The following is a 22402-nucleotide window of genomic DNA, read 5'->3' on the forward strand; positions in this document are numbered from 1 at the left end:
AAATCCTTAACTTTGAACTTCAATTTTAGAAATGGAAAATTCAGTTCAAGACACTACCGTTCAAAAACCAAAATGGATCCGCGTAAAACTTCCTACCGGAAAGAATTACAGAGAGCTGAGAACTTTGGTTGATAAATATAAACTAAACACCATTTGCCAAAGCGGAAGCTGCCCGAACATGGGAGAATGTTGGGGTGAAGGTACGGCTACTTTCATGATTTTAGGAAATATCTGTACAAGAAGCTGTGGATTCTGTGGTGTAAAAACAGGAAAACCGCTGGATGTAAACTGGGATGAGCCTGAAAAAGTAGCAAGATCAATCAAATTAATGAAGATCAAACATGCCGTTCTTACTTCTGTAGACCGTGATGATCTGAAAGATATGGGATCTATTCTTTGGGGAGAAACAGTGAATGCTGTAAGAAGAATCTCTCCGGGAACTACGATGGAAACTCTGATTCCGGATTTTCAAGGTATCACAAAACATCTTGACAGACTTGTAGAAGTAGCTCCTGAAGTAATCTCTCACAATATGGAAACTGTAAAACGTCTGACCAGAGAAGTGAGAATTCAGGCAAAATATGAAAGAAGCCTTGAAGTATTAAGATATCTGAAAGAAGCCGGACAAAGAAGAACCAAAACAGGTGTAATGCTTGGATTAGGTGAAACTAAAGATGAGGTTTTCCAGACGATTGAAGATATCAGAAATGCGAATGTAGACGTTATTACTCTTGGACAATATCTGCAGCCGACTAAAAAACATCTTCCTGTAAAAAAATTCATCACTCCTGAAGAATTTGATGAGTTCGGAGATTTTGCAAGAAGCTTAGGTTTCAGACACGTTGAAAGTTCTCCTCTTGTAAGAAGTTCTTACCACGCAGAAAAACATATTCACTAAAATACAAACCGTTCAGCAATGAGCGGTTTTTGTTTTTTTAGGTTGCAGGTAGTAGATGTTAGGTTGCAGGGATTAGGGAAAAGCTTCCATTTGTAATAACGAATTCCATCATTCCCTTCCTTTGGAGGGGTGGCAAAAATTCAAAGAATTTTTGACGGGGTGGTTTATCCTATTCACCCATAAACTATATCCTTTACTTCCTATTTATTACAAGCCGTTTCCTTTGTAATCACCCCAATCCGCCCATTGATTTCAATCGGTTTAAAATGTTTCTTCTTAAATTCGGAAGGGGTTTCTCCCGTATGTTGTTTGAATAGCTTATTAAAATAAGAAAGACTTTCAAAACCTACCTGGAAACAAACTTCAGTCACAGAATAATCCTTCAACAGAAATATTTTAGCCTGATTGATTCTGTAATTATTAACAAAATCGGTAAAGGTCATATTGGTCTGTTTTTTAAAATAACGGCAGAAAGCAGGGGTGCTTAGACTTACAATTTTGGCAATTTCATTGACATTGGGCTTCTTGTCGTAATTTTCGTGGATATAATCGTAGATAGTTCCCATTCTGATTTTATCATTCAAAAACCATTTAATTCTGGTGTCTTCCCTGTTGAGTTCTTTTACTTCAGTAGAATCCGCCAGAATCTGTAGAATTTCAATTAATCCTACCAGAGATTCAAAGGAGTTTTTATCTTTAATGATCTGTAGTTTCTCAACCACTGTATTTTTTGTTTCTCCTGAGAATGATAATCCAAGATAGGATCGTTCCAAAAGAATTTTGATATTCTCAAACTCGGGTACGGGAAGAATGATATCCTGAAGAAAACTTTCCCGCATTTGAAGTACCAGCTGTTTGCACTCGGTTTGAATACCGTAATCAAAATTAAGGTGGGGTACATTAGATCCAATCAGTAAAAGATCACTGTCTGTAAAACCCGAAATATCTTTTCCTACGTGTCGGATTCCGTTCACCGCTTCTACATAGACCAGTTCAATTTCCGGATGATAATGCCAGAAAAAACAATTTTTCAGGGAAGGGGCAAATAGTTTGAATGATTTCCCTTTTTCAAATTCAATAATTTCTTTCTGGATTTTCATCTTGTTCTCATTTGATTGTTTCTGAATTTAAAATTAAACAAAAAGGTTAATATGGAGCAAATTTTTATCATTCAAAGAGGTGTGAAATTCAAACTTTCTTTCGATTTTTGCACTTTCAAATTAAAGATGCTCAGGTATTTTTGATTTTGAAGGAAATTAATTCAGAAAAAAGATTTAGATACAATGAAGATTGATAAAAGAATAATACCACTGGCCATCGGTGGTTTAGGAATAGGAACTACGGAATTTACCGTAATGGGACTGTTGCCGGATATTGCGAAAACATTACAGATTACGATCCCGCAGGCCGGACATTTAATTTCTGCTTATGCTATGGGAGTGGTTATCGGAGCGCCAATTCTGATAGGGTACTCAGTGAAATTTCCCCCTAAGAAAGTTTTGATAGCTTTTATGATCCTTTTTACCTTATTTAATGGTCTTTCTGCAATTGCTCCCGGATACAACAGTATGTTGGTTATCCGTTTTCTATCCGGACTTCCTCATGGAGCATTCTTCGGAGTAGGAACAGTAGTTGCTTCAAGAATGGCAGGAAAAGGGAAAGAAGCCTTTTATATATCCATGATGTTTACGGGGCTTACGGTCGCCAATCTGGCCATGGTGCCTCTGGTTACCTACATCGGGCATACATTCCATTGGAGACTGTACTTTGCTATTGTGGCGGTTATTGGTCTTTTTGCCATATTATTTTTGAAACTATGGCTTCCTGCAATGGAATCCAACCAAAATACCCACTTCATGGAAGAGCTGAAATTCCTTAAAAATAAGCAATCGTGGCTGGTACTTGCCATTACAGCGATTGGATTTGGAGGGCTTTTTACATGGTTAAGTTATATTACACCTTTGATGACTGTTGTGGCCGGAATCAAAAGCAGCCAAATGGCCTATGTCATGGTTCTTGCCGGAGCCGGAATGGTGGTTGGAAACCTGGTAGGAGGGATTGTTTCAGATAAATTAGGACCTGAAAAAACCTGTGCCCTTCTCATCTTCCTGATGATGATCTCTTTGGGAGGAGTTTTCCTGCTTGCGGAACATCAGAATATCGCTCTTATACTGACCTTTATGTGTGGCGCTTTATCTATGTCTATTGCATCGCCTATCAATATTATGATGATGAAAGCTGCTCCAAAAAGCGAAATGATGGCAGCTGCTTTCATGCAGGCTGGTTTTAATATTGCTAATGCAATGGGGGCTTTCCTTGGAGGAATTCCTCTGGAATACGGTTATTCATTCAACTATCCGTCGCTGGTAGGAGTAGGAATGACTTTTATAGGAGTGGTTATAAGTATAAGATATATGTACCTGTACGGTTCGGGGACTCAAAATGAAGAGGAAGTATCTGCAGAATGTGTATCTTGTGATAAGTAAGATTCTTCCTTTGTGAGACTCAACTCACATATGAAATAAAAAAAGAGCCTGTTTCTGATTGAAACAGGCTCTTCTGTATAAAAATAAATTTTATGCCTCTACTTCATCTCCATTTTTGCACCAGTAGAGGGCATTGTATAAATTTTCTTTGGGGAAAGATTTAAACTCTCCCGGCATCAGAACACTGAAAATACTGGTAAAATCACGTATACCTTCCTTATCCGTAACAATAGCTGACCGATTCCAGTTGGTAAGATTTTTCAATCCTAACAGCAAATCTTCAAGCCATGCTCCCATGGTAAAATTATCCAGATCGGTATCCAAATACAATAAGTAATTCAGCTCACCGAATTGCTCTACCTTCTCTTTTACGCGCGGAATTACCAGTCTTTCAAAATCCTCTTTCGTTACTTCTCCCGTTGCATTGAATGCTGCAACATTTTCCGGGGCTTCTGGAATAATTGTTATCATAATAAATATTTTATGGTGGTTTGAGTTTAAAAGAACAACAATAATTACACCATAATTTGATGAAAAATTGTTAAAAAAGGTATAAATATTGTTACTTTTAATGTAAAATATCAATATGGATCTCAAATCAAATGAACCTTTTTGGCTTTTAAAAAACGGACTGTTAGCTTCTTATCCTTCTTTAAAATCAAATGAAAAATGTGATGTTCTCATTGTGGGAGGTGGTATTACGGGAAGTCTGATTGCCCATCAGATGATAGAAGATGGGTATGATACAATTCTTATTGATAAAAGAGAACTTTGCAATGGAAGCACTTCTGCTACGACTTCAATGCTACAGTACGAAATAGATGTTCCTCTTTATGAATTGGTAGAAAAAATAGGCAAAAAAGGAGCTGTTCTAAGTTATAAAGCCTGCAGTGATGCCATTGATACACTAGAAAAACTTTCAAAAATAACTAAATCCAATGCAGGTTTTAAACGAAAAAAATCCCTGTATTTTGCTTCAAAAAAGAAAGATGCAGAATGGCTGAAGAAAGAATATGAAGTGAGAAAAGAAAACGGATTTGAAGTGCAATGGCTGGAACCAAAACAGATTCTGGAAAAATTTGAATTTGAAAATACCTATGGTGGAATATTATCAAAACAAGGAGCAAGTATTGATGCCTTTGAGTTTGCTCATGAACTTTTTGCCCACAATGTTAAAAAAGGATTGAAGATATTTGATAAAACCGAAATGGTAAAAGTGGAAGAACATAAAGGTTTTAATCTGATTACCGTCAATAGCGGATATCAGATCAAAGCTAAAAAAATCATTTATTGCATTGGTTATGAAAGCAAAAATCTGTTAAAAGAAAACTTTGTGAATCTGAAAAGTACCTATGCTGTTGTTTCTGAAATAGATAAAGATAAATTTAAAAATATAAGCAGTACCTTGGTTTGGAATACCGATGATCCTTACCTCTACATGCGGACTACCGATGACGGACGAATTCTTATCGGAGGGGGAGACGAAGACTTTTATAATGCTGAAAAACGGGATGCTCTCCTCAATAAAAAAGAAAAAGAAATCATTAAGAATCTGAAGAAAATAAAGCCGGATTACCATTTTTACCCAGATTTTGTGTGGGCTGGAACTTTTGGTGAAACTAAAGACGGGCTGCCTTATATAGGGGAACATAAAAAATTGAGAAACTCCTATTTCGTATTAGGTTTTGGAGGAAACGGAATTACCTTTTCAGTAACAGGGATGGAAATGGTTTCTTTGTTTATGAAGAATAAAAAGCATCCGTTGTCAAGGTATTTTAAATTTGGGAGATGATATTGGATTTTTTAACCGCAAAAGTCACAAAAGTTTCTCAACCATTATTTAAGTTATTAAGTTTTTGGAAACCTTAGATTCCTACGGAATGACATAATTGGAATAGCTGTTTATCCATGCAGTTTGTCATTCCGTAGGAATCTAAGTGAAATTATTTGTATGATAAAAAGAGGTTCTTTACCATAAAAGTTGTCGGATAATATAAAAAAGCGGGCTTTACCCCGCTTTACAACTACAAACTATACCCATTCTTTTTAGCCAGTTCAACAATAGAACTTTCAATGGCTTTTCCCAGATCGTCAGCATCATCAGTGCCTCGCTTCTTCATTTCTCCGTCAATATAGGTTTGGCGCTTTTTGGAAAGCTCTTCAATTTCTTTCTGAATTTTATCGCGGGCGGCAGATTTTGCCGTGATCGTCTTTTGAATTTCTTCTTTGCTTTTTCCTTTTAGCTCGGCGGGAAGTTCACTTTCTTTTACATTGGCAATAAATCCGGCATCTTTTTCAGCTTTATCCACCAGATCCCAGTGATCATTTTTGTAAGCATTCTTTTTAGATTTGGCAACAGCCCTTTCCACTAAGTTGGATGCTGACTGTGATTCAGCATTTTTATCCTGCGTGATCTGCTTTAGTCTGTATTCAGAACCGTGATTTCCGTAATAAATATAAGTATCATTAAGTTTTGCATTGCATTCAGAAATTTTGATGTCGTAAGGTGTTTCAATATAGAGTACTTTTCTGTCACTGTCGATATTGAAATATTTTCCTCCCCCCAAAGACGCCCCGTTTTGCCAGAATGTCTGGATTCCTTCTTCCCGGCTTCCGCAGAAAATAGTGTTGGTATAAATATTTTTATCCTTTGCTTTTGAAACAACATCCTTATAATTTATTTTCCCCTGATTGAATGCTTCATTTCCTGCAATATAAATCAGTTTCATACTTTTATCATTACTGTCCCAGTTCAGGTTGGCAGAAGCATCACGGATCACAGCACCACAATATTCACTGCCGCCATTGGTTCTTAGGGCGAATAGCTTTTCAGAAATAAGATCAAGATCCTGAGTAAGAGGAGCTACCTGGCGGATGTAATTTTCATCACGAATTCCGTCGTTGCCATATTCATACAGGGCAATTTCAATCTGGGGAGCTTTTCCGTTATACTTTAAAGTGGTCAAAGTATTCACAATATTCCAGAGTCTGGATTTTGCCTGATCAATCAAACCGTCCATACTATTGGAAGTATCCAGTAAAAGAGCAACCTGAATTTTATTGTCTTTTAATTCTGAGCTTACCGGAATCAATGATATTTTTTGTTCGGGTAAATTATTGTCAGTGTTATTATGTATAGAGCGGTTATCCGAAATATTACCGGAGCTTAAAAAAGCGGTACCCGCTGCAAGGGCTAAGATTTTTAAAGTTGTCATATTTTTATTTTTTTATGGGTTATCTGTTGTATTATTGAATCTGGATATCATTTATTACTTTGATTTCCTGAAGTAAAATTATTCCTATTTAAGGCTGAAAATCTGAAGACTTGGTGAAGCAGAGGTTTGACTTGGTGAAGTTGTGGCTTATGAAAATAAAAACAGCTCCCAAAGGAACTGTCTTTTTAAATCTGTTGGTTAAAGGATTTCGTATCGTGTTTTAATGCTGTATTTCAGCTTGATGTTTTCAATATTATCAAAAGAATAATCTACCGGAGCATCAGCCATTTCCAACTGAATATTGCTTGCTCTTCCTTTGTAAGCAGCAGGCATGATCATATCGCTGGTGTAGTCTTCTATTTCTACAATTTCAAGAGCATTTCCGGTTTTTTTACCCATGCTTTCCAGTAAATAATCAGCTTTTTCTTTGGCGGCTTTCAAAGCATTGATCTTTACTGCTTTTCTGAAATCTGCAATTTTAGTACTCTTTACCTCTGCGATGTTCAGGCTGCTTACCCATTTTTGGTTCAGGTCTTCAAAAATTTTACTCAGACTTGATTTTGTGCCGGCTTTAAACTGATAACTTTTAGTAAACTTGGCCGTTTTAGAATAAATATTCTGGTACATAGATTTGAACTTAATGTCTTCGTTCTTTACTCCCGCATTTTTTAAGGTTTCAAATAACTTCTTTTCATTATCTGCCAGATCATTCTTGTTATCTGCTTTTATTCCGATGTTGAAAATAATTTCATCCGGTTCTACTTCCATTTCAGCAACACCTGTTACTTCAATTGCATTTTTTTTTACTTCTTGTGTCTGAGCATGTACAAAGCTTCCAAGAGTTACAATTCCGATTAATAAAAAATGTTTCAATTTCATAATTTCCTGTTTTTAAATTTTTAATTACTGATGTAAAATTACGCCGATCAGAAACCGAAATTGGGGAGACTTGGTGAAATGGAGCTTTCACTTGGTGAGACTTTGCCAAAGAAAGAATTGTTTTAGAAAAGATATATTTTGAACCATTAAGGTTCGTTACACTATTAATATGACGATGAGCTTTCATTTTAATAATGCTATAAATTCAGCCTTACGTTCACATTATCAAAGACTAAACTTGGTGAAAGGGAAACTTCACTTGGTGAATAGTTTTTGAGTACACTATATATATGTATATCTTTGTTTTATGAAAATGCTTACACTTCTTACAACCTTTTTACTGATGTTTTGGGGAAATACAATATCTTCCCAAACTACGAATACCAGCAGTGCTGCTGTAGAAGATGTACAGGTGGAAACCAAGAAGCTGAAAAAAGCAATGGATACAAAAAATGAGCCCGCCCAGGCAGATTCTTATTATAATATTGGAGAAACATTTTTTAATAACGGGAATTTTCCAAAGAGTGAGGAGTATTACACCAAAGCGAAAAATCTGTATGAAAAACTCAACGACAAACCCAATATTGAAAAAGCAACCCGCAGATTGGCCCAGTCACAGGAAAAGCAGAATAAAATAACACCCGCGATAAGTAACTATGGCAGAGCGGCACAAATGAATTATAGTGAAAGAAGTAAGGCCGTCAATTCTAATGACGTTACAAGACTTTCTTCTTCTACACCAGAGCTTAGGGCAGAAGCTATTCAGAATAATATCAGCCTCAGTAAAAAAGAAAATGAACAGGGTGATCTTGCCGAAAGCTACAGTCAGCTGGCTGATGTCAATCTAAAGCAGAAAGATGTTTCCAGTGCTGAAGAAAATCTGAATACAGCGTATAAAATCTCTAAAAAAGAAGCACCTCAACAAGCGTTGGCTATCAATCAGAAGCTCGCAGATCTTTACGTTGAAAACAAAAACTTTGAGAAAGCTATTGAAGCTAAAAAGAAGGTATTGAAAGAAGATTTTGTAAAAGAAAATTCGCAGGAGAAAGTTAATCAGATTCAGGAGCTTGCAGATATTTATATTAAAAAAAATGACCCGAAAGAAGCGGTGGATCTCTTGAAAAATGCCTACGGAATTGCTTTGGACAAAGGTCATACATTAGAAGCTCAGAAAAGTGTTAAAAAGCTGGATAGTTTGTATGCTATTTCAGGGAACATTGATGCTTCCGTTCAATTGTACAGAGACTTTTTGGGAAAACTTCCCAACCTCGTTTCCAAAGACCGAAGTCTGGTAGACAATAAAATTCTGGAAGATACGGAACAGCGGATTTCTCAGCTGGAAAAAGAAAGAGAATTGAAAGACGAGCTTATCCGAAAGAAAAATGTATTCAATTATAGTCTGATCGGAGCTTTAATTCTGTTGACCGGATTGATTATTTTTATTTTCAGAACGTTGAAAAAGGTTCAGACTAAGAATAAAAAAATTGCTCTTCAGTCTTTGCGAAGGGAGATGAACCCGCATTTTATTTTTAACAGTTTAAACAGTGTCAATCATTTTATTGCCACTAATAACGAATTGGAAGCCAATCAGTATCTTACAAAATTCTCCAAGCTGATGCGCGGTGTGATGGAAAATTCTACAGAAGACTTTATTCCTTTCCAACAGGAGCTTGATCTTCTCCAAAATTATCTTGCTTTAGAAAAAACACGTTTTGCAGATAAATTCGATTATGAAATTGAGGTAGATGAAAGCCTGAATATGCAAAATCTCCAAGTTCCGGGAATGCTGATCCAGCCGTTTCTGGAAAATGCTGTTTGGCATGGACTCCGCTACAGAACAGAAAAAGGATTTTTAAAATTGAGTTTTGAGAAAAGTGAATCACATCTTAAAATCCTTATTGAAGATAACGGAATAGGCATCGAAGAAAGTAAAAAGCAGAAAACTCAGCATCAAAAAACAAGAGAAGGCAGAGGAATGAAGAATACTTTGGAAAGAATCCAGCTTCTGAATGACCTGTACAACAAAAATATTACATGCTCTGTAAAGGATAAGGAAAACAGCAGTGGAGTTTTGGTGACAATCCAGATCAATCTGAAGTAATTGTTTTTTTCTTAAATTAATCGTGAATAAAGTCCTTCTAAAATACGATAAACAAAAAGAAATTTTACATTTATAACCCCTTTTTCCTTTTTATCTGCTACCCGCTGCCTGAAAAAACCTGTAACCATTTTAAGAAAGTTATTGTCTTAACAGATAAAAACTTAACCCAAAATGGAAGCTAACCGTAAAACAGCCAGACTCGCAGGATTTTTTTATCTCATTGTTATCATAACCGGACTTTTCAGTTTAATGTATGTTCCGTCAAAACTTATCGTTTGGGAGAATCCTGCATTAACTTTTCAAAATATTTCTTCTTCAGTACAATTGTTCAGACTAAGTATTGCCGGCAGTATAATCTGTTATATCGCTTTTACTTTACTTCCTTTAGTGCTGTATCAACTGTTGAAAGAAGTAGATGGAACTTACGCAAAACTGATGGTTATTCTTGCCCTTATCAGTGTACCCATTTCATTTATCAATCTCCAAAATAAGTTTTCAGTGCTTACCTTAATTGAAGGTGCTGATTATCTGAAAGTATTTGATATAAAGCAACTGCAAGCCCAGATGATGCTCCTGCTGAGCAATTATAACAAAGGACTTTTAATAGCACAGGTCTTTTGGGGATTATGGCTTTTCCCTTTTGGGTATTTGGTCTATAAGTCCGGATTTTTACCTAAAATTTCAGGAATCTTCTTAATGCTGGGATGTTTTGGATATCTGATAAACGTTTTGGGAAGAACCACATTTCCTCATTTTTCAGACTTTACAATATTAAATTATATCACATTACCGGCAACGATAGGAGAGATAGGAACATGTTTGTGGCTGTTGTTAGTTGGTGTACAAAATAAAAAATAAATCAAAATTAAAATATAAACCATGAACAATTCTACAAAATTTGAAGATGTGAAGATCAATGTGAAAATCATATTGGCAGGCCTTTGGACTTCGGTTACTTTGTGTTATCTCTACGGTGACTATTTTGAGTTGTACACTCCGGGAAAGGCACGAGGTCTTGTGGAAGGAACCAATTTATTAGATTCTCCACCGAAATTACTTCTTGCATCCGTTGTACTGGCGATTCCTGCTGTGATGGTATTTCTTTCTCTGATATTAAAACCGGCAGTCAACAGAACGCTTAACCTCATCTTTGGTGTATTTTTCACTCTGGTGATGCTCTTTATTGGTATTACCTCCTTCTCGGATTGGTATTTATCCTACGTTTTTCTTGCTATGGTGGAGTGCGTGATAACAATATTGATTATTAAATATGCATGGAGTTGGAAAAAAGAATAGCATGAGGACAGATTGTAAGGTTGATTAAATATTCCTAATTTGCACCTGCAACCTATTACCTGCCACCTAATATCTGATCCAATGAAAATAAAAGCCGTAATTGTAGATGATGAACTTATAGCAAGAGAAGTTTTACGAAGCTATCTTACCAAGTACTGTCCGCAGGTGGAAATTCTTGGCGAAGCTGAAAATATTAAAGAAGCAGTGCCATTGATTGCTGAAAAGCAGCCACAGCTGGTTTTTCTTGATGTAGAAATGCCTTTTGGAAATGCCTTTGACGTATTGGAAGCTACCAAGGAATTTTCCTATGAAACTATTTTCATTACAGCATTTTCACAATATTCATTACAGGCTTTAAATAAGTCGGCAAGTTATTATATCTTAAAACCTATTGACATTCAGGAGCTGATTCTTGCGGTGAATAAAGTAGTAGAAAGTCTTGAGAAAAAAGAAGAACTCAACAGGAATAAAATCCTGCTTGAAAATCTGAAATTAAAACCTGAAAAACAGCAGTTGATTCTTCCAACCCTGCAGGGATTTGATGTAGTAAAGACTGAAGATATTGTAAGGCTTCAGGCTGATGGAAACTTTACGCAGGTTTACCTTACAGATGGCTCAAAGAAGATGGTGTGCCGCTTTTTAAAACATTTCGATGACCTGCTGGAAAGCCCGTTTGTAAGGGTTCACCGTTCCCATATTATCAATACCGGTTTTGTGAAATCTTATCATAAAAGTGGAACGGTAATGCTGTCTGACGATACTGAAATTGAGGTTTCAGGAAGCTTTAAAGATAATTTCCTGAAAGTCTTTTCATAGAATTTATTGTTCCTTAACAGCTTTAAGGCATTATTTTTGACGTTTTTATAAGAACCACACAAAAATATTCCCGTCATGAAAACCATTCATAAAATTATACTTCCCGTTTCGTTGGGAGCATTAGGGCTTATTATTTTCAACTCATATTCTGTAAGAATTCCAAGAGGAGCTTCTGCTGTAAAGAATTTTGATCTTAAAAAATACCTTGGCAGATGGTACGAAATTGCCCGTTTTGATTACAGGTTTGAAAAAAATATGGATAATGTCACTGCAGAATATACAGAAAATCCGGATGGAACTGTTCAGGTCAGAAATAAAGGCTATGATTACGTTAAAAAAGTATGGAATGAATCGATCGGGGAAGCAAAATTTGTAAAAGATCCGAAAGAAGCCCGTCTGAAAGTTTCATTTTTTAAACCCATCTGGGCCGGTTATAATGTTATAGATATTGATGAAGACTATCAATATGCTTTGATGGCAGGAAGCAGTTTAAAATATTTATGGATTCTTTCCCGTACAACTCATATTCCGGAAAGCATCCGTCAGCGTTTTCTTCAGAAAGCAAAAAAAATAGGTTATAATACCGAAGAACTGATCTGGGTAAAGCATAATCAGTAAAAAAATAAAGGGCAAAATGATGTACAAATTTGCCCTTTCCCTTTTTAGTTTTTAATATATTCTTTCCATTCCTCAAAACGGTGATCAATAACCTGTTTCATCAGATCATAGTTTTCGTAGGTATCTTCAATGTGATAGAAGGTTTCGTATTCATAATCATTTTCCTCTGCTTTTGCATCAAAAATATTGACGTAATCATCGGCAAATGAGCTGTGTCTGTTTCCGAAATCAGTATCATCAGCATAGTAATCCTTTGCAAAAAGATTTCCCAGCTCATTCAGGTCATATTCAGAAAATTTTCCGTCGCAGGAATCCATAATGAATTCTGCACCAGTAATTTCTCTGCGTTTTAATTTTTCAATTTCCTCTTCTCCATCTTCTTTCAGTTCATCAGAAATCAGATCATTCTGAATGCACCAGTTCAGAAACATTCCTGTATGCGTTGCTCCGTTTTTCTGTGGAAGCCCTTCAGGAAAATCACCACCATAATGCCATGAAGCATCATCATATTTAGACATAATTCTTATTGTAGTTTTAAATAAATTTTGTCAAAAATAGAAAAAATCAATTTATATTGCCGCTGCCACAGAATTTTCCGTCATTTGCAGAGAATTTTTTTCAACAAAAAAACATATGGAAAAAGCTGTTCTGATCACCATTGGTGACGAAATCCTTTCTGGAAATACGGTAGATACCAATTCTAATTTTATTGCTGCTGAACTTAAAAACATAGGAATAAAAGTTACGCAGATTCTTACCATCTCAGACGAAATTGAAACTATTAAAGAGGCATTAAGCATTGCTTTTGAAGCAGGTGACTTGGTCATTACAACAGGAGGTCTCGGGCCTACCAGAGATGACAAGACCAAAAAAGCACTGGCAGAGTATTTCAATGATGAAATTGCTTTGGATGAGGTGACATTCAATCACCTTAAAGGGTATATGGAGAGAAGAGGAAGGGCAGATATTCTCGAAAGAAACAAGGAACAGGCTTTTGTCCCAACCAAATCCATTGTTTTTCAAAATCATTACGGAACTGCTCCATGCATGATGATGGAGCTTAATGGTAAACTATCTTACAGCCTTCCGGGTGTTCCTTACGAGGTAAAACCGCTTATCAAAGATCAGATTATTCCTTATTTACAGGAAAGATTCAGTCTTCATTATATCCATACCAGAATTGTTTCCGTAGTGGGAATTCCTGAGAGTATCCTTGCAGACACTATTGAAGACTGGGAACTGGCGCTTCCGGAAAATATGGCACTCTCTTACCTTCCGGTAGGAACCCGTGTGAAACTTCGTCTGACAGCTTCCGGCGATAATGAAGAGCAGCTGAAGCAAATTACAGAAGAAGAAATTCAGAAATTACTTCCTTTAGTAGAAGGCCACGTAATTGCTGTATCTGAGGATAAAATAGAAAATATTCTGGCAGAAATGCTTAACGAAAGAAATCTGACAATTTCCACAGCAGAAAGCTGTACCGGAGGTGAACTGGCCAAAATGATCACGTCAGTTTCCGGCAGTTCAAAATATTTCCTTGGCGGAATAGTACCCTATGCCACAGAAAGGAAGATTAAAATTTTAAATGTTTCTAAAGAAACCGTAGATCAGTTTACTGTGGTAAGTGAAGAGGTAGCTCAGGAAATGGCAAAAGGCTGTCAACAATTGTTTGAAACGAATATTTCTCTTTCCACAACAGGGGTGGCCGGTCCAGGAAAGGGAGAAGACGGTAAAGAGATAGGAACGGTTTATTACACGATAAGGATTAATGACAAAGCAGAAACATTTAAATTATATATGCCTCATCTGGAAAGAGTGGACTTTATGAATTTCGTTTCGCAAAAGGTAATTCAGGATCTTGTAAGTTTACTTATAAACAGTTAGATACATTTCTGTTTTTTAATTTTTTTTTAATTAATTTTAATAGAGTTTTTCACACTTTTTGAAAGCCATTCAATAAATTTCAAAATCGTGGAAAATTCCAAACAGATTTTTCAGACCAACAGCAAGAAACGCTGGAAAAGTGTACAGTGGGGGAGCCGTATTTTTATTTTTGTAGGAATACTGCTTTTACTTGCTTTGGGGCTGATGATGACCCTGGACAGAAGTCCTAAAATTCCTTTCAAAGAAGATTATAAAGCCGTAATTACTGCCAATAAACCCTATCTTCAGGAGAATAAAATTTCCAAAGAATATAAAGGATTCAGAAGCTTTATCTCGGAAAAAACAATCCATACCAACCTCGACAAAATTCAGAAGGCGAGAGCGGAAAGATATAAAAATCAGAACAGAAACTGGGCTCAGTTTCCAGGTGGAATCCGGTCTGCATTCTATGTAGCATGGGACCCTCAGTCACTGATGTCTCTGAAACGAAATATCAGACATGTTAATCTGGTTTTCCCAGAATGGTTTTTCCTTGATCCCAAAACAGGTGATCTGAAAACCAATGTAGATCCGGAAGGCTACAAAGTGATTAAAAGAACGGGAGTTGCCGCAATGCCGATGTTGAGCAACAATTCCAATCAGGAATTCCATTCAGAAGGACTGGTAAAAGTTCTTAATGATCCGCAAAAAAGAACACATCTGATCCAAAAAATTACCCAACAGTGTAAAAAATACCATTTCAAAGGAATTAATATTGACTTTGAAGATATGAACCTGGATTCTGATGAAAACCTGATTGCCTTTATGAAAGAGCTTTCAGAAACGTTCAAAAAGAACCAGCTGCTGGTAACGATGGATATCATGACGGATAATGATGATTACAATATCCCAAGATTGAATCCTTATGTAGATTACTTTGTATTGATGGCTTACGATGAATATTCTGCAGGAAGTGATGCAGGACCGGTTTCTTCCCAAAAATGGATCGAAGAACAGACAGGGAAAATCGTAAAACAAACTTCCCCGCAAAAAATTATTCTGGGCTTGGGAGCTTATGGTTATGACTGGAGTTCCAATAAAGATGACAATACCTCCGTTACCTACATGCAGGCTATTACAAAAGCCAGTGCAAGTAAAGCGGTAATTGATTTTAATGACAATACGTTTAATTTAAATTATTCCTATACTGATTCTAAAAACCTCACTCATACAGTGTTTTTCAATGATGCGGCTTCTATTTTCAATACGATGCGTTTCTCTTCAGAATATCCATTGGCAGGAACAGCACTTTGGAGACTGGGAAGTGAAGACAGCAGAGTCTGGAATTTCTATGATAAAGATCTTACGTTTGCCGGTCTTTCCAAACTGAATTTAAAAACTTTGGAAAATGTAAAAGGGCAGACCATGGTGGATTACATCGGGGACGGAGAAGTACTGGATGTCCTGAATACTCCCCATGACGGAAAAATAGCACTCGAAATTGATCCGAAAGAGAAAATAATCACAGACGAAAACTACGTCACCTATCCAAGTTCTTACGAAGTAAAAAAATATGGAGGCGCTCCCCAAAAAGAACTGGTGCTTACTTTTGATGACGGGCCGGACGAAACTTATACCCCGCAGATATTGGATGTACTGTCCAAATATCATGTTCCAGCAGCATTCTTTTTGGTAGGATTAAATGCAGAAAAGAACCTTCCGCTTGTCAAACGGATTTACCGTGAAGGGCACGAGATCGGAAACCACACCTTCACCCATGAAAATGTAGCGAAAGTAAGTCCGGAAAGGGCATTACTTGAACTGAAACTGACAAGGTTACTGATAGAATGCGTGACGGGGCACAGTACAATTCTGTTCAGGGCTCCATATAATGCAGATTCTGAGCCTACGACTTCAGAAGAGATTATTCCCGTAGCTTTGGCAAGACAGCAGAACTATCTTGATATCGGGGAAAATATTGACCCTGAAGACTGGCAGCCGGGAATAAAATCAGATGAAATTGTAAGACGTGTAATGGCCGGAATCAAACAGGAAAGAGGAAATATCATTCTTCTTCATGATGCAGGCGGAGATACCAGAGAAGAAACGGTGAAAGCTTTAAAAATCCTGATCCCGACACTTCAGAAACAAGGCTATCATTTTACAAACCTAACCAGTATTCTGCATAAAACCAGAAGTGAACTGATGCCTGAAGTTCCGAAGACAAAGTCTTATTACATTATGCAGCTCAATCTTGTATTGGCCACTGTAATTTATGGAGTAAGCCATTTTCTGGTGGCATTATTTACTATTTTTATCGTATTAGGATTAGTCAGACTATTGCTGATGGCATACTGGGCTTTTAAAGAAAGAAAAAAAGAGAAAAAACTTGGTGGATTTCCAATTCTTGAATCCTATCCGAAGGTTTCCATTATTGTACCTGCCTATAACGAAGAAGTGAATATTGTTTCTTCCCTTCAGAATCTGTTGAAACAGACCTATCCGAATTTCAACATTATTATGGTAGATGACGGAAGCAAGGATTCTACGTATGAAAAAGCAATAGAAGCATTTCCGAATCATCCCAACCTGAAAATTTTTACCAAAGGAAACGGCGGAAAAGCAACGGCCTTGAACTTCGGGATCTCACAAACGGATGCAGAATATGTAGTGTGCATTGATGCAGATACCAAACTACAGCAGGATGCGGTGAAATATCTGGTTGCAAGATTTTTAAATTCAAATCCGGAAGAGAAAATTGCAGCTGTGGCAGGAAATGTGAAAGTGGGGAACAGAGTCAACTGGCTTACCAGATGGCAGGCTATAGAATATACAACGAGTCAGAATTTTGACAGGCTGGCGTATGCGAATATCAATGCGATTACCGTAATTCCGGGTGCTATTGGTGCATTCAAAAGAGCTGTGATCATTGAAGCAGGAGGTTATTCTTCTGATACTTTAGCAGAAGATTGCGATATTACCGTTAAAATTTTAAAAGCAGGGTATACCATCGCCAATGAAAACAGAGCAATTGCAGTAACTGAAGCTCCGGAAACTGCAAGCCAGTTCTTAAAACAACGTTTCCGCTGGACCTATGGAATCATGCAGATGTTCTGGAAACAGAGACAGACTTTCCTTAACCCCAAATATAAAGGATTGGGACTTTGGGCAATGCCGAATATTTTATTGTTCCAGTATATTATTCCATTTTTCTCACCACTGGCAGATGTGATTATGTTCTTTGGAATTTTGTCCGGAAACGGAGATAAAATATTTACCTATTATCTGATCTTCCTTTTGGTAGACGCTTCCTTAGCTTTAGTGGCATTCATCATGCAGCGGGAAAAATTAATCAATCTGCTGTATATTATTCCACAGAGATTCGGGTATAGATGGCTGATGTATATTGTTTTGTTTAAAAGTTTAAGAAAGGCATTGAAAGGCGAAATGCAGTCCTGGGGGTTCCTGAAAAGAACCGGAAATGTAAAAGAGATAGCAACTTCTTAAGAAGTAGGGAAGCCGGGAGTAGGAAGCTGGGTGTTATTATATGATTTTCATAACTTCCAACCTCCTTCTTCCAGTTTCCTTTATAAATTTTTATTATGCTGTGGCGTTATTTGTTTAAATTTGTTTTCATAAAAAGTAACAAATACGAAATAAATCATACATATTCTAAAAATTGTTATCATAATGAAAAAAATAACGCTTTCTTTGTTTTTAATAGCAGGGATCTGCACTCAGACTACGATGAGCGCACAAGCAAAAGCTACTAAAGTAGCAGTGAATAATACAGACAAAGGTTTAGACCTTAGCTTGATGGACACTTCGGTGCGTCCTCAGGATGATTTTTACAACTATGTGAGTGGAACTTGGATGAAAACTGCCAAAATTCCATCTGATAAACCAACTTGGGGAAGTTTCAACAAACTGGCTGAGGACACGGATAACAATTCCATGACAATCCTGAACTCTCTTCTGAAAGATAAATTTGCTGACGGAAGCGAAGGTAAAAAAATTCAGGATCTGTATGCTACTTACATGAACATGGAGAAGAGAAATGCAGACGGAATTAAACCTATCCAGGAAAATCTGAATAAGATTGATGCTATTAAAAATATGGCTGATCTTCAGAACTACCTTACTTCTGTAACTAAAGAAGGAGAAAATGTTTTTTACGGATGGGGAGTAGATGCAGACCTTAAGGATTCTAAAATGAATGCTGTTTACTTAGGAAATGCTTCTTTAGGTTTAGGAAGAGATTACTATCAGAAAGTAAACGAAAAAAATACGGAAGCAATTGCTGAATATCAGAAATATGTGGCTTCAATGCTAAAAGAATTAGGGTACAAAAATGCTGATGAAGCAGCAAAAGGTATCGTAAATTATGAAAAAAGCATCGCACAAACTTATCTGACAAACGAGCAGAGCCGTGATAACACGCTTCAGTACAATCCTAAGACGATGGCTGAACTTTCTGCTTTGGTAAAAAATGTTGATCTTCCAGGATATCTTAAAAAAGTTGGAGTAAATTCTGACAAAGTAATTATCAGTGAATTAGGATTCTATAAAAACTTCGATAAATTAGTGAATGCTCAGAATCTACCTGTGATCAAAGATTATCTGAAATTCCATATGATTCACGGAAGTGCTTCTTATTTAAGTGAAAACTTAGGAAACATGAAGTTTGCTTTCTATGGAAAATACCTTAGAGGACAACAGGAGCAAAGAGCCCTTAACAAGAGAGGTTTTGAGCTGATCAACGGTTCTTTGGGAGAAGCTTTCGGAAAATTATATGTTGAAAAATATTTCCCTGCAGAAGCTAAAGCTCAGATGGTAGAATTGATCGACTATTTAAAGAAGAGCTTCGCGGTTCATATCAATAACTTAGCTTGGATGTCTTCAACGACTAAGGAAAAAGCAATGCAGAAACTGAATAAGTTCACAGTAAAAGTTGCTTATCCGGACAAATGGAAAGACTATTCAAAATTAAATATCGTTTCTGAAGCAAAAGGTGGAAACCTGTATAAAAACCTTCAGAACATTGGTGAATGGCAATACAATAAAGATTTAGCTAAAATTGGTAAGCCAGTGGATAAAACAGAATGGGGAATGACTCCACAGACTGTAAATGCATATTACAACCCGGTAAACAACGAGATTGTATTCCCTGCTGCTATCCTTCAGCCGCCATTCTTTAACCCTAAAGCTGATGCTGCTGTAAACTTCGGAGGTATTGGGGCTGTTATCGGTCACGAAATGAGCCATGGATTTGATGATTCAGGGGCACAGTTTGATGCTGATGGTAACTTGGTAGACTGGTGGACTCCGGAAGATAAAGCGAATTTTGAAAAAGCAACAAAAGCTCTTGCTTCTCAGTATGATAAATACGAGCCTGTAAAAGGAACTTTTGTAAACGGTACTTTCACAAACGGTGAAAATATCGCTGACTTAGGAGGTGTAAACATCGCTTACGACGCTCTTCAAATGTACTTAAAAGACAAAGGAAACCCAGGAAAAATCAGCGGATTCTCTCAGGATCAGAGATTCTTCCTAAGCTGGGCAACTGTTTGGAGAACATTATCTAGTGAGAAATATATGGTAAATCAGGTGAAAACTGACCCGCACTCTCCGGGATACTTCAGAAGTTTCGGTCCGTTAATCAACGTTGACGCTTTCTACAAAGCATTCGATGTGAAAAAAGGAGACAAATTATACAAAACTCCAGAGGAAAGAATCAAAATCTGGTAAAAATAACAACCGCTCAGCAATGGGCGGTTTTGTTTTTTTAGGTGACAGGTGGTAGGTTGCAGATGATAGGTTGCAGGGAATAGGTTTTAGGGATTAGGGAAAATAGGTAATAAGTAATAGGGGCTGTGATAAGCAATCGAGAGGACAATTTTTACAATAATGGCTTCCATCATTCCCATCCTCTGGAGGGGTGGCGAAAATTCAAAGAATTTTTGACGGGGTGGTATACAATAATCTCATTTTCCACTCATATATAAATATCATTCATCACATATCATTAAAGTTTGTATATTTGATAAGTTTGTGTAAAATCAAAAATTATCTTTAATGAAAAAGCTAAATATTGGAATACTTGCCCTTTCAGGTATTGTATTTCTTAATTCGTGTGGTGCAGCAAAGACTGCTGGGACAGAGAATAAAACAGAAGCTACAGCAAAAGTGGCTGAACCGGTAAAGGAAGAAGCAAAAGAAGAGGGAATCAATTTATCGTATATGGATACCAGTGTCCGTCCGCAGGATGACTTTTTTAGCTATGTAAACGGAAATTGGGTGAAGACTACTCAGATTCCTTCTGATAAAGCAAACTGGGGTTCTTTCAATGCTTTGAGAGAAAACGTAGATGATGCTTCATTAGATATATTAAACAAAATCCTTACAGAATCATATCCGGCCGGATCAGAAGGGCAGAAAATCCAGAATCTGTATGCCTCTTTTATGGATACCAATAAGAGAAATGCAGAAGGTCTGGCACCTATAAAAGCTGATCTTGCTAAAGTAGATGCCATTAAAAGCCTTAATGATCTTCAGAAATACCTTTTGGATGCTACAAAATTAGGTGACAACTCTTTCTATGGATGGAGAGTAGGTGCTGATATGAAGAACTCCAACATGAATGCCGTATATCTTGGCGGTCCGGATCTTGGGTTGGGAAGAGATTATTATCAGAAAGTAAACGACGCAAACACTAAAACACTTGCAGAATATCAGACTTATGTTGGAAAGCTATTCGGGGTTTTAGGATATAAAAATAATACTCAGGCTGCACAAAATGTAGTAGACTTTGAAAAACAGCTTGCTAATTATCTACTGACACTTGAGCAGAACAGAGATGCTAATTTAAGATACAATCCTAAAAATGTATCAGAATTATCAGGTCTTGTTAAAAATGTAGATCTTGCAAAATATCTTAAGGATGCCGGGGTAAATACTGACAGAGTGATCATTGGTGAACTGAAGTACTATCAGAATATGGATCAGTTTGTAACACAGAAAAACCTTCCTTTACTGAAAGACTATCTGAAATACCATATCATCAATGGAAATGCAAGCAACCTGAATGATAGTCTGGAGCAGATCAGATTCGATTTCTATGCTAAATACTTACAAGGGCAAAAAGAACAGCGCCCAATGAACAAAAGAGGACTTACTCTTGTAAATGGTGTTCTTGGAGAAGCCTTCGGAAAACTGTACGTAGACAAATACTTCACTCCTGAAGCCAAAAAGCAGATGGAAACCTATATTGATTACCTTTTAAAATCATTCAAATCCCACATCGCAAACATAGACTGGATGTCACCTGAAACCAAAGTAAAAGCTCAGGAAAAACTATCCAAGTTTACTGTAAAAATTGCTTATCCTGATAAATGGAAAGATTATACACAGCTAAAAGTAGAATCACCAAAAGAGGGAGCAACTTTATATTCTAACCTTCAGAATGTGGCAGCATGGCAGTATCAGAGAAGTTTAGATAAAGTAGGAAAACCTGTTGACAAAACGGAGTGGGGAATGTCTCCACAAACGGTAAATGCATACTACAGCGGATCCAACAATGAAATTGTATTCCCTGCAGCTATTCTTCAGCCGCCTTTCTACAATCCTAAAGCCGATGCAGCAGTGAATTTCGGAGGTATTGGTGCCGTTATTGGTCACGAAATTTCTCACGGATTTGACGACAGCGGTTCACGTTTCGATGGTGATGGTAACCTTAACAACTGGTGGACGGATGCAGACCGTAAAAACTTTGATGCAAAAGTAGGTCAGCTGGCAGCTCAGTACAGTGCTTATGAACCTGTAAAAGGAAGCTTTGTGAATGGTAAATTTACAAGTGGAGAAAATATTGGTGACTTAGGTGGAGTAGCTGTGGCTTACGATGCCCTTCAGATGTATTTAAAAGATAAAGGAAACCCAGGGAAAATCAGCGGGTTTACTCAGGACCAGAGATTCTTTATGAGCTGGGCAACCGTTTGGAGAACAAAAGCTACAGATCAGTATATGATCAATCAGGTGAAAACAGACCCACACTCTCCGGGAATGTTCAGAGCTTTTGGTCCGTTGGTAAATCAGGATTCATTCATCAAGGCATTTGATATCAAACAGGGAGACAAATTGTATAAAGCTCCTCAGGACAGAATAAAAATCTGGTAATTTTACCTTAGAAATTGTTAGAAAAGAAAGAATCCGCCTCACATTGGTTTGAGGCGGA

At 37.0% G+C, this 22402-nt stretch carries 17 protein-coding genes; 12 read left to right on the plus strand and 5 right to left on the minus strand.

The window, feature by feature from the left end; genetic code table 11:
• Window positions 1–31: 31 nt before the first annotated feature.
• Window positions 32–898, plus strand: coding sequence for a lipoyl synthase (gene lipA, locus FW780_RS15485; RefSeq protein ID WP_002981042.1), 867 nt, complete (start codon window positions 32–34; stop codon window positions 896–898).
• 200 nt (window positions 899–1098) lie between these two features.
• Here the strand turns inward: lipA and FW780_RS15490 are convergent, their stop codons facing one another.
• Window positions 1099–1998: an AraC family transcriptional regulator gene (locus FW780_RS15490; protein WP_149834404.1), complete on the minus strand. Its 900-nt coding sequence runs from the start codon at window positions 1996–1998 to the stop codon at window positions 1099–1101.
• Between the two features lie 183 nt (window positions 1999–2181).
• On the opposite strand from FW780_RS15490, the gene FW780_RS15495 reads away from it, so the two are divergent.
• A complete protein-coding gene (locus tag FW780_RS15495) occupies window positions 2182–3384 on the plus strand; it encodes an MFS transporter (RefSeq protein WP_149834405.1) in 1203 nt (400 codons plus the stop codon).
• 90 nt (window positions 3385–3474) lie between these two features.
• Here FW780_RS15495 and FW780_RS15500 read toward each other — a convergent pair whose 3' ends face one another.
• A complete protein-coding gene (locus FW780_RS15500; protein WP_047377160.1) occupies window positions 3475–3855 on the minus strand; it encodes a SpoIIAA family protein in 381 nt (126 codons plus the stop codon).
• A gap of 115 nt (window positions 3856–3970) precedes the next feature.
• Between FW780_RS15500 and FW780_RS15505 the strand changes: the two genes are divergently transcribed.
• Window positions 3971–5176, plus strand: a complete 1206-nt coding sequence (locus tag FW780_RS15505; RefSeq protein WP_149834406.1) for an NAD(P)/FAD-dependent oxidoreductase — start codon at window positions 3971–3973, stop codon at window positions 5174–5176.
• Window positions 5177–5408: 232 nt separating this feature from the next.
• Here the strand turns inward: FW780_RS15505 and FW780_RS15510 are convergent, their stop codons facing one another.
• Window positions 5409–6599: a vWA domain-containing protein gene (locus FW780_RS15510; protein ID WP_149834407.1), complete on the minus strand. Its 1191-nt coding sequence runs from the start codon at window positions 6597–6599 to the stop codon at window positions 5409–5411.
• 198 nt (window positions 6600–6797) lie between these two features.
• Window positions 6798–7478, minus strand: a complete 681-nt coding sequence (locus tag FW780_RS15515) for an SIMPL domain-containing protein (protein WP_149834408.1) — start codon at window positions 7476–7478, stop codon at window positions 6798–6800.
• Between the two features lie 307 nt (window positions 7479–7785).
• On the opposite strand from FW780_RS15515, the gene FW780_RS15520 reads away from it, so the two are divergent.
• The 5 genes from FW780_RS15520 to FW780_RS15540 all read left to right on the plus strand — a co-directional run bounded on the left by FW780_RS15520 (window position 7786) and on the right by FW780_RS15540 (window position 12309).
• Window positions 7786–9579 (plus strand): tetratricopeptide repeat-containing sensor histidine kinase, encoded by a 1794-nt coding sequence (locus tag FW780_RS15520; protein WP_149834409.1) that lies wholly within the window; start codon window positions 7786–7788, stop codon window positions 9577–9579.
• Between the two features lie 171 nt (window positions 9580–9750).
• The gene (locus tag FW780_RS15525; protein WP_149834410.1) at window positions 9751–10437 is read left to right on the plus strand and encodes a DUF4386 domain-containing protein; all 687 of its coding nucleotides are present in this window, start codon (window positions 9751–9753) and stop codon (window positions 10435–10437) included.
• 21 nt (window positions 10438–10458) lie between these two features.
• Window positions 10459–10875: a DUF6326 family protein gene (locus FW780_RS15530; protein WP_149834411.1), complete on the plus strand. Its 417-nt coding sequence runs from the start codon at window positions 10459–10461 to the stop codon at window positions 10873–10875.
• Between the two features lie 81 nt (window positions 10876–10956).
• On the plus strand, window positions 10957–11691 hold the full coding sequence (locus FW780_RS15535) for a LytR/AlgR family response regulator transcription factor (RefSeq protein ID WP_149834412.1): 735 nt from the start codon (window positions 10957–10959) through the stop codon (window positions 11689–11691).
• A gap of 75 nt (window positions 11692–11766) precedes the next feature.
• Window positions 11767–12309, plus strand: a complete 543-nt coding sequence (locus FW780_RS15540; RefSeq protein ID WP_149834413.1) for a lipocalin family protein — start codon at window positions 11767–11769, stop codon at window positions 12307–12309.
• A gap of 44 nt (window positions 12310–12353) precedes the next feature.
• Here the strand turns inward: FW780_RS15540 and FW780_RS15545 are convergent, their stop codons facing one another.
• Window positions 12354–12827 (minus strand): DUF7832 domain-containing protein, encoded by a 474-nt coding sequence (locus FW780_RS15545; RefSeq protein WP_149834414.1) that lies wholly within the window; start codon window positions 12825–12827, stop codon window positions 12354–12356.
• Window positions 12828–12942: 115 nt separating this feature from the next.
• Here FW780_RS15545 and FW780_RS15550 point away from each other — a divergent pair, with 115 nt between their 5' ends.
• From FW780_RS15550 to FW780_RS15565, 4 genes are all read left to right on the plus strand, one after another.
• The gene (locus tag FW780_RS15550; protein WP_149834415.1) at window positions 12943–14193 is read left to right on the plus strand and encodes a CinA family nicotinamide mononucleotide deamidase-related protein; all 1251 of its coding nucleotides are present in this window, start codon (window positions 12943–12945) and stop codon (window positions 14191–14193) included.
• 87 nt (window positions 14194–14280) lie between these two features.
• The gene (locus tag FW780_RS15555; RefSeq protein WP_149834416.1) at window positions 14281–17679 is read left to right on the plus strand and encodes a polysaccharide deacetylase family protein; all 3399 of its coding nucleotides are present in this window, start codon (window positions 14281–14283) and stop codon (window positions 17677–17679) included.
• A gap of 183 nt (window positions 17680–17862) precedes the next feature.
• Window positions 17863–19920 carry a M13 family metallopeptidase gene (locus FW780_RS15560; protein WP_149834417.1) on the plus strand — a complete coding sequence of 686 codons (2058 nt, stop codon included), beginning with the start codon at window positions 17863–17865 and terminating at the stop codon, window positions 19918–19920.
• Window positions 19921–20247: 327 nt separating this feature from the next.
• Window positions 20248–22344: a M13 family metallopeptidase gene (locus FW780_RS15565; RefSeq protein ID WP_149834418.1), complete on the plus strand. Its 2097-nt coding sequence runs from the start codon at window positions 20248–20250 to the stop codon at window positions 22342–22344.
• Window positions 22345–22402: the final 58 nt, after the last annotated feature.

It is taken from the genome of Chryseobacterium sediminis (assembly GCF_008386505.1).
Lineage (GTDB): Bacteria > Bacteroidota > Bacteroidia > Flavobacteriales > Weeksellaceae > Chryseobacterium > Chryseobacterium sediminis.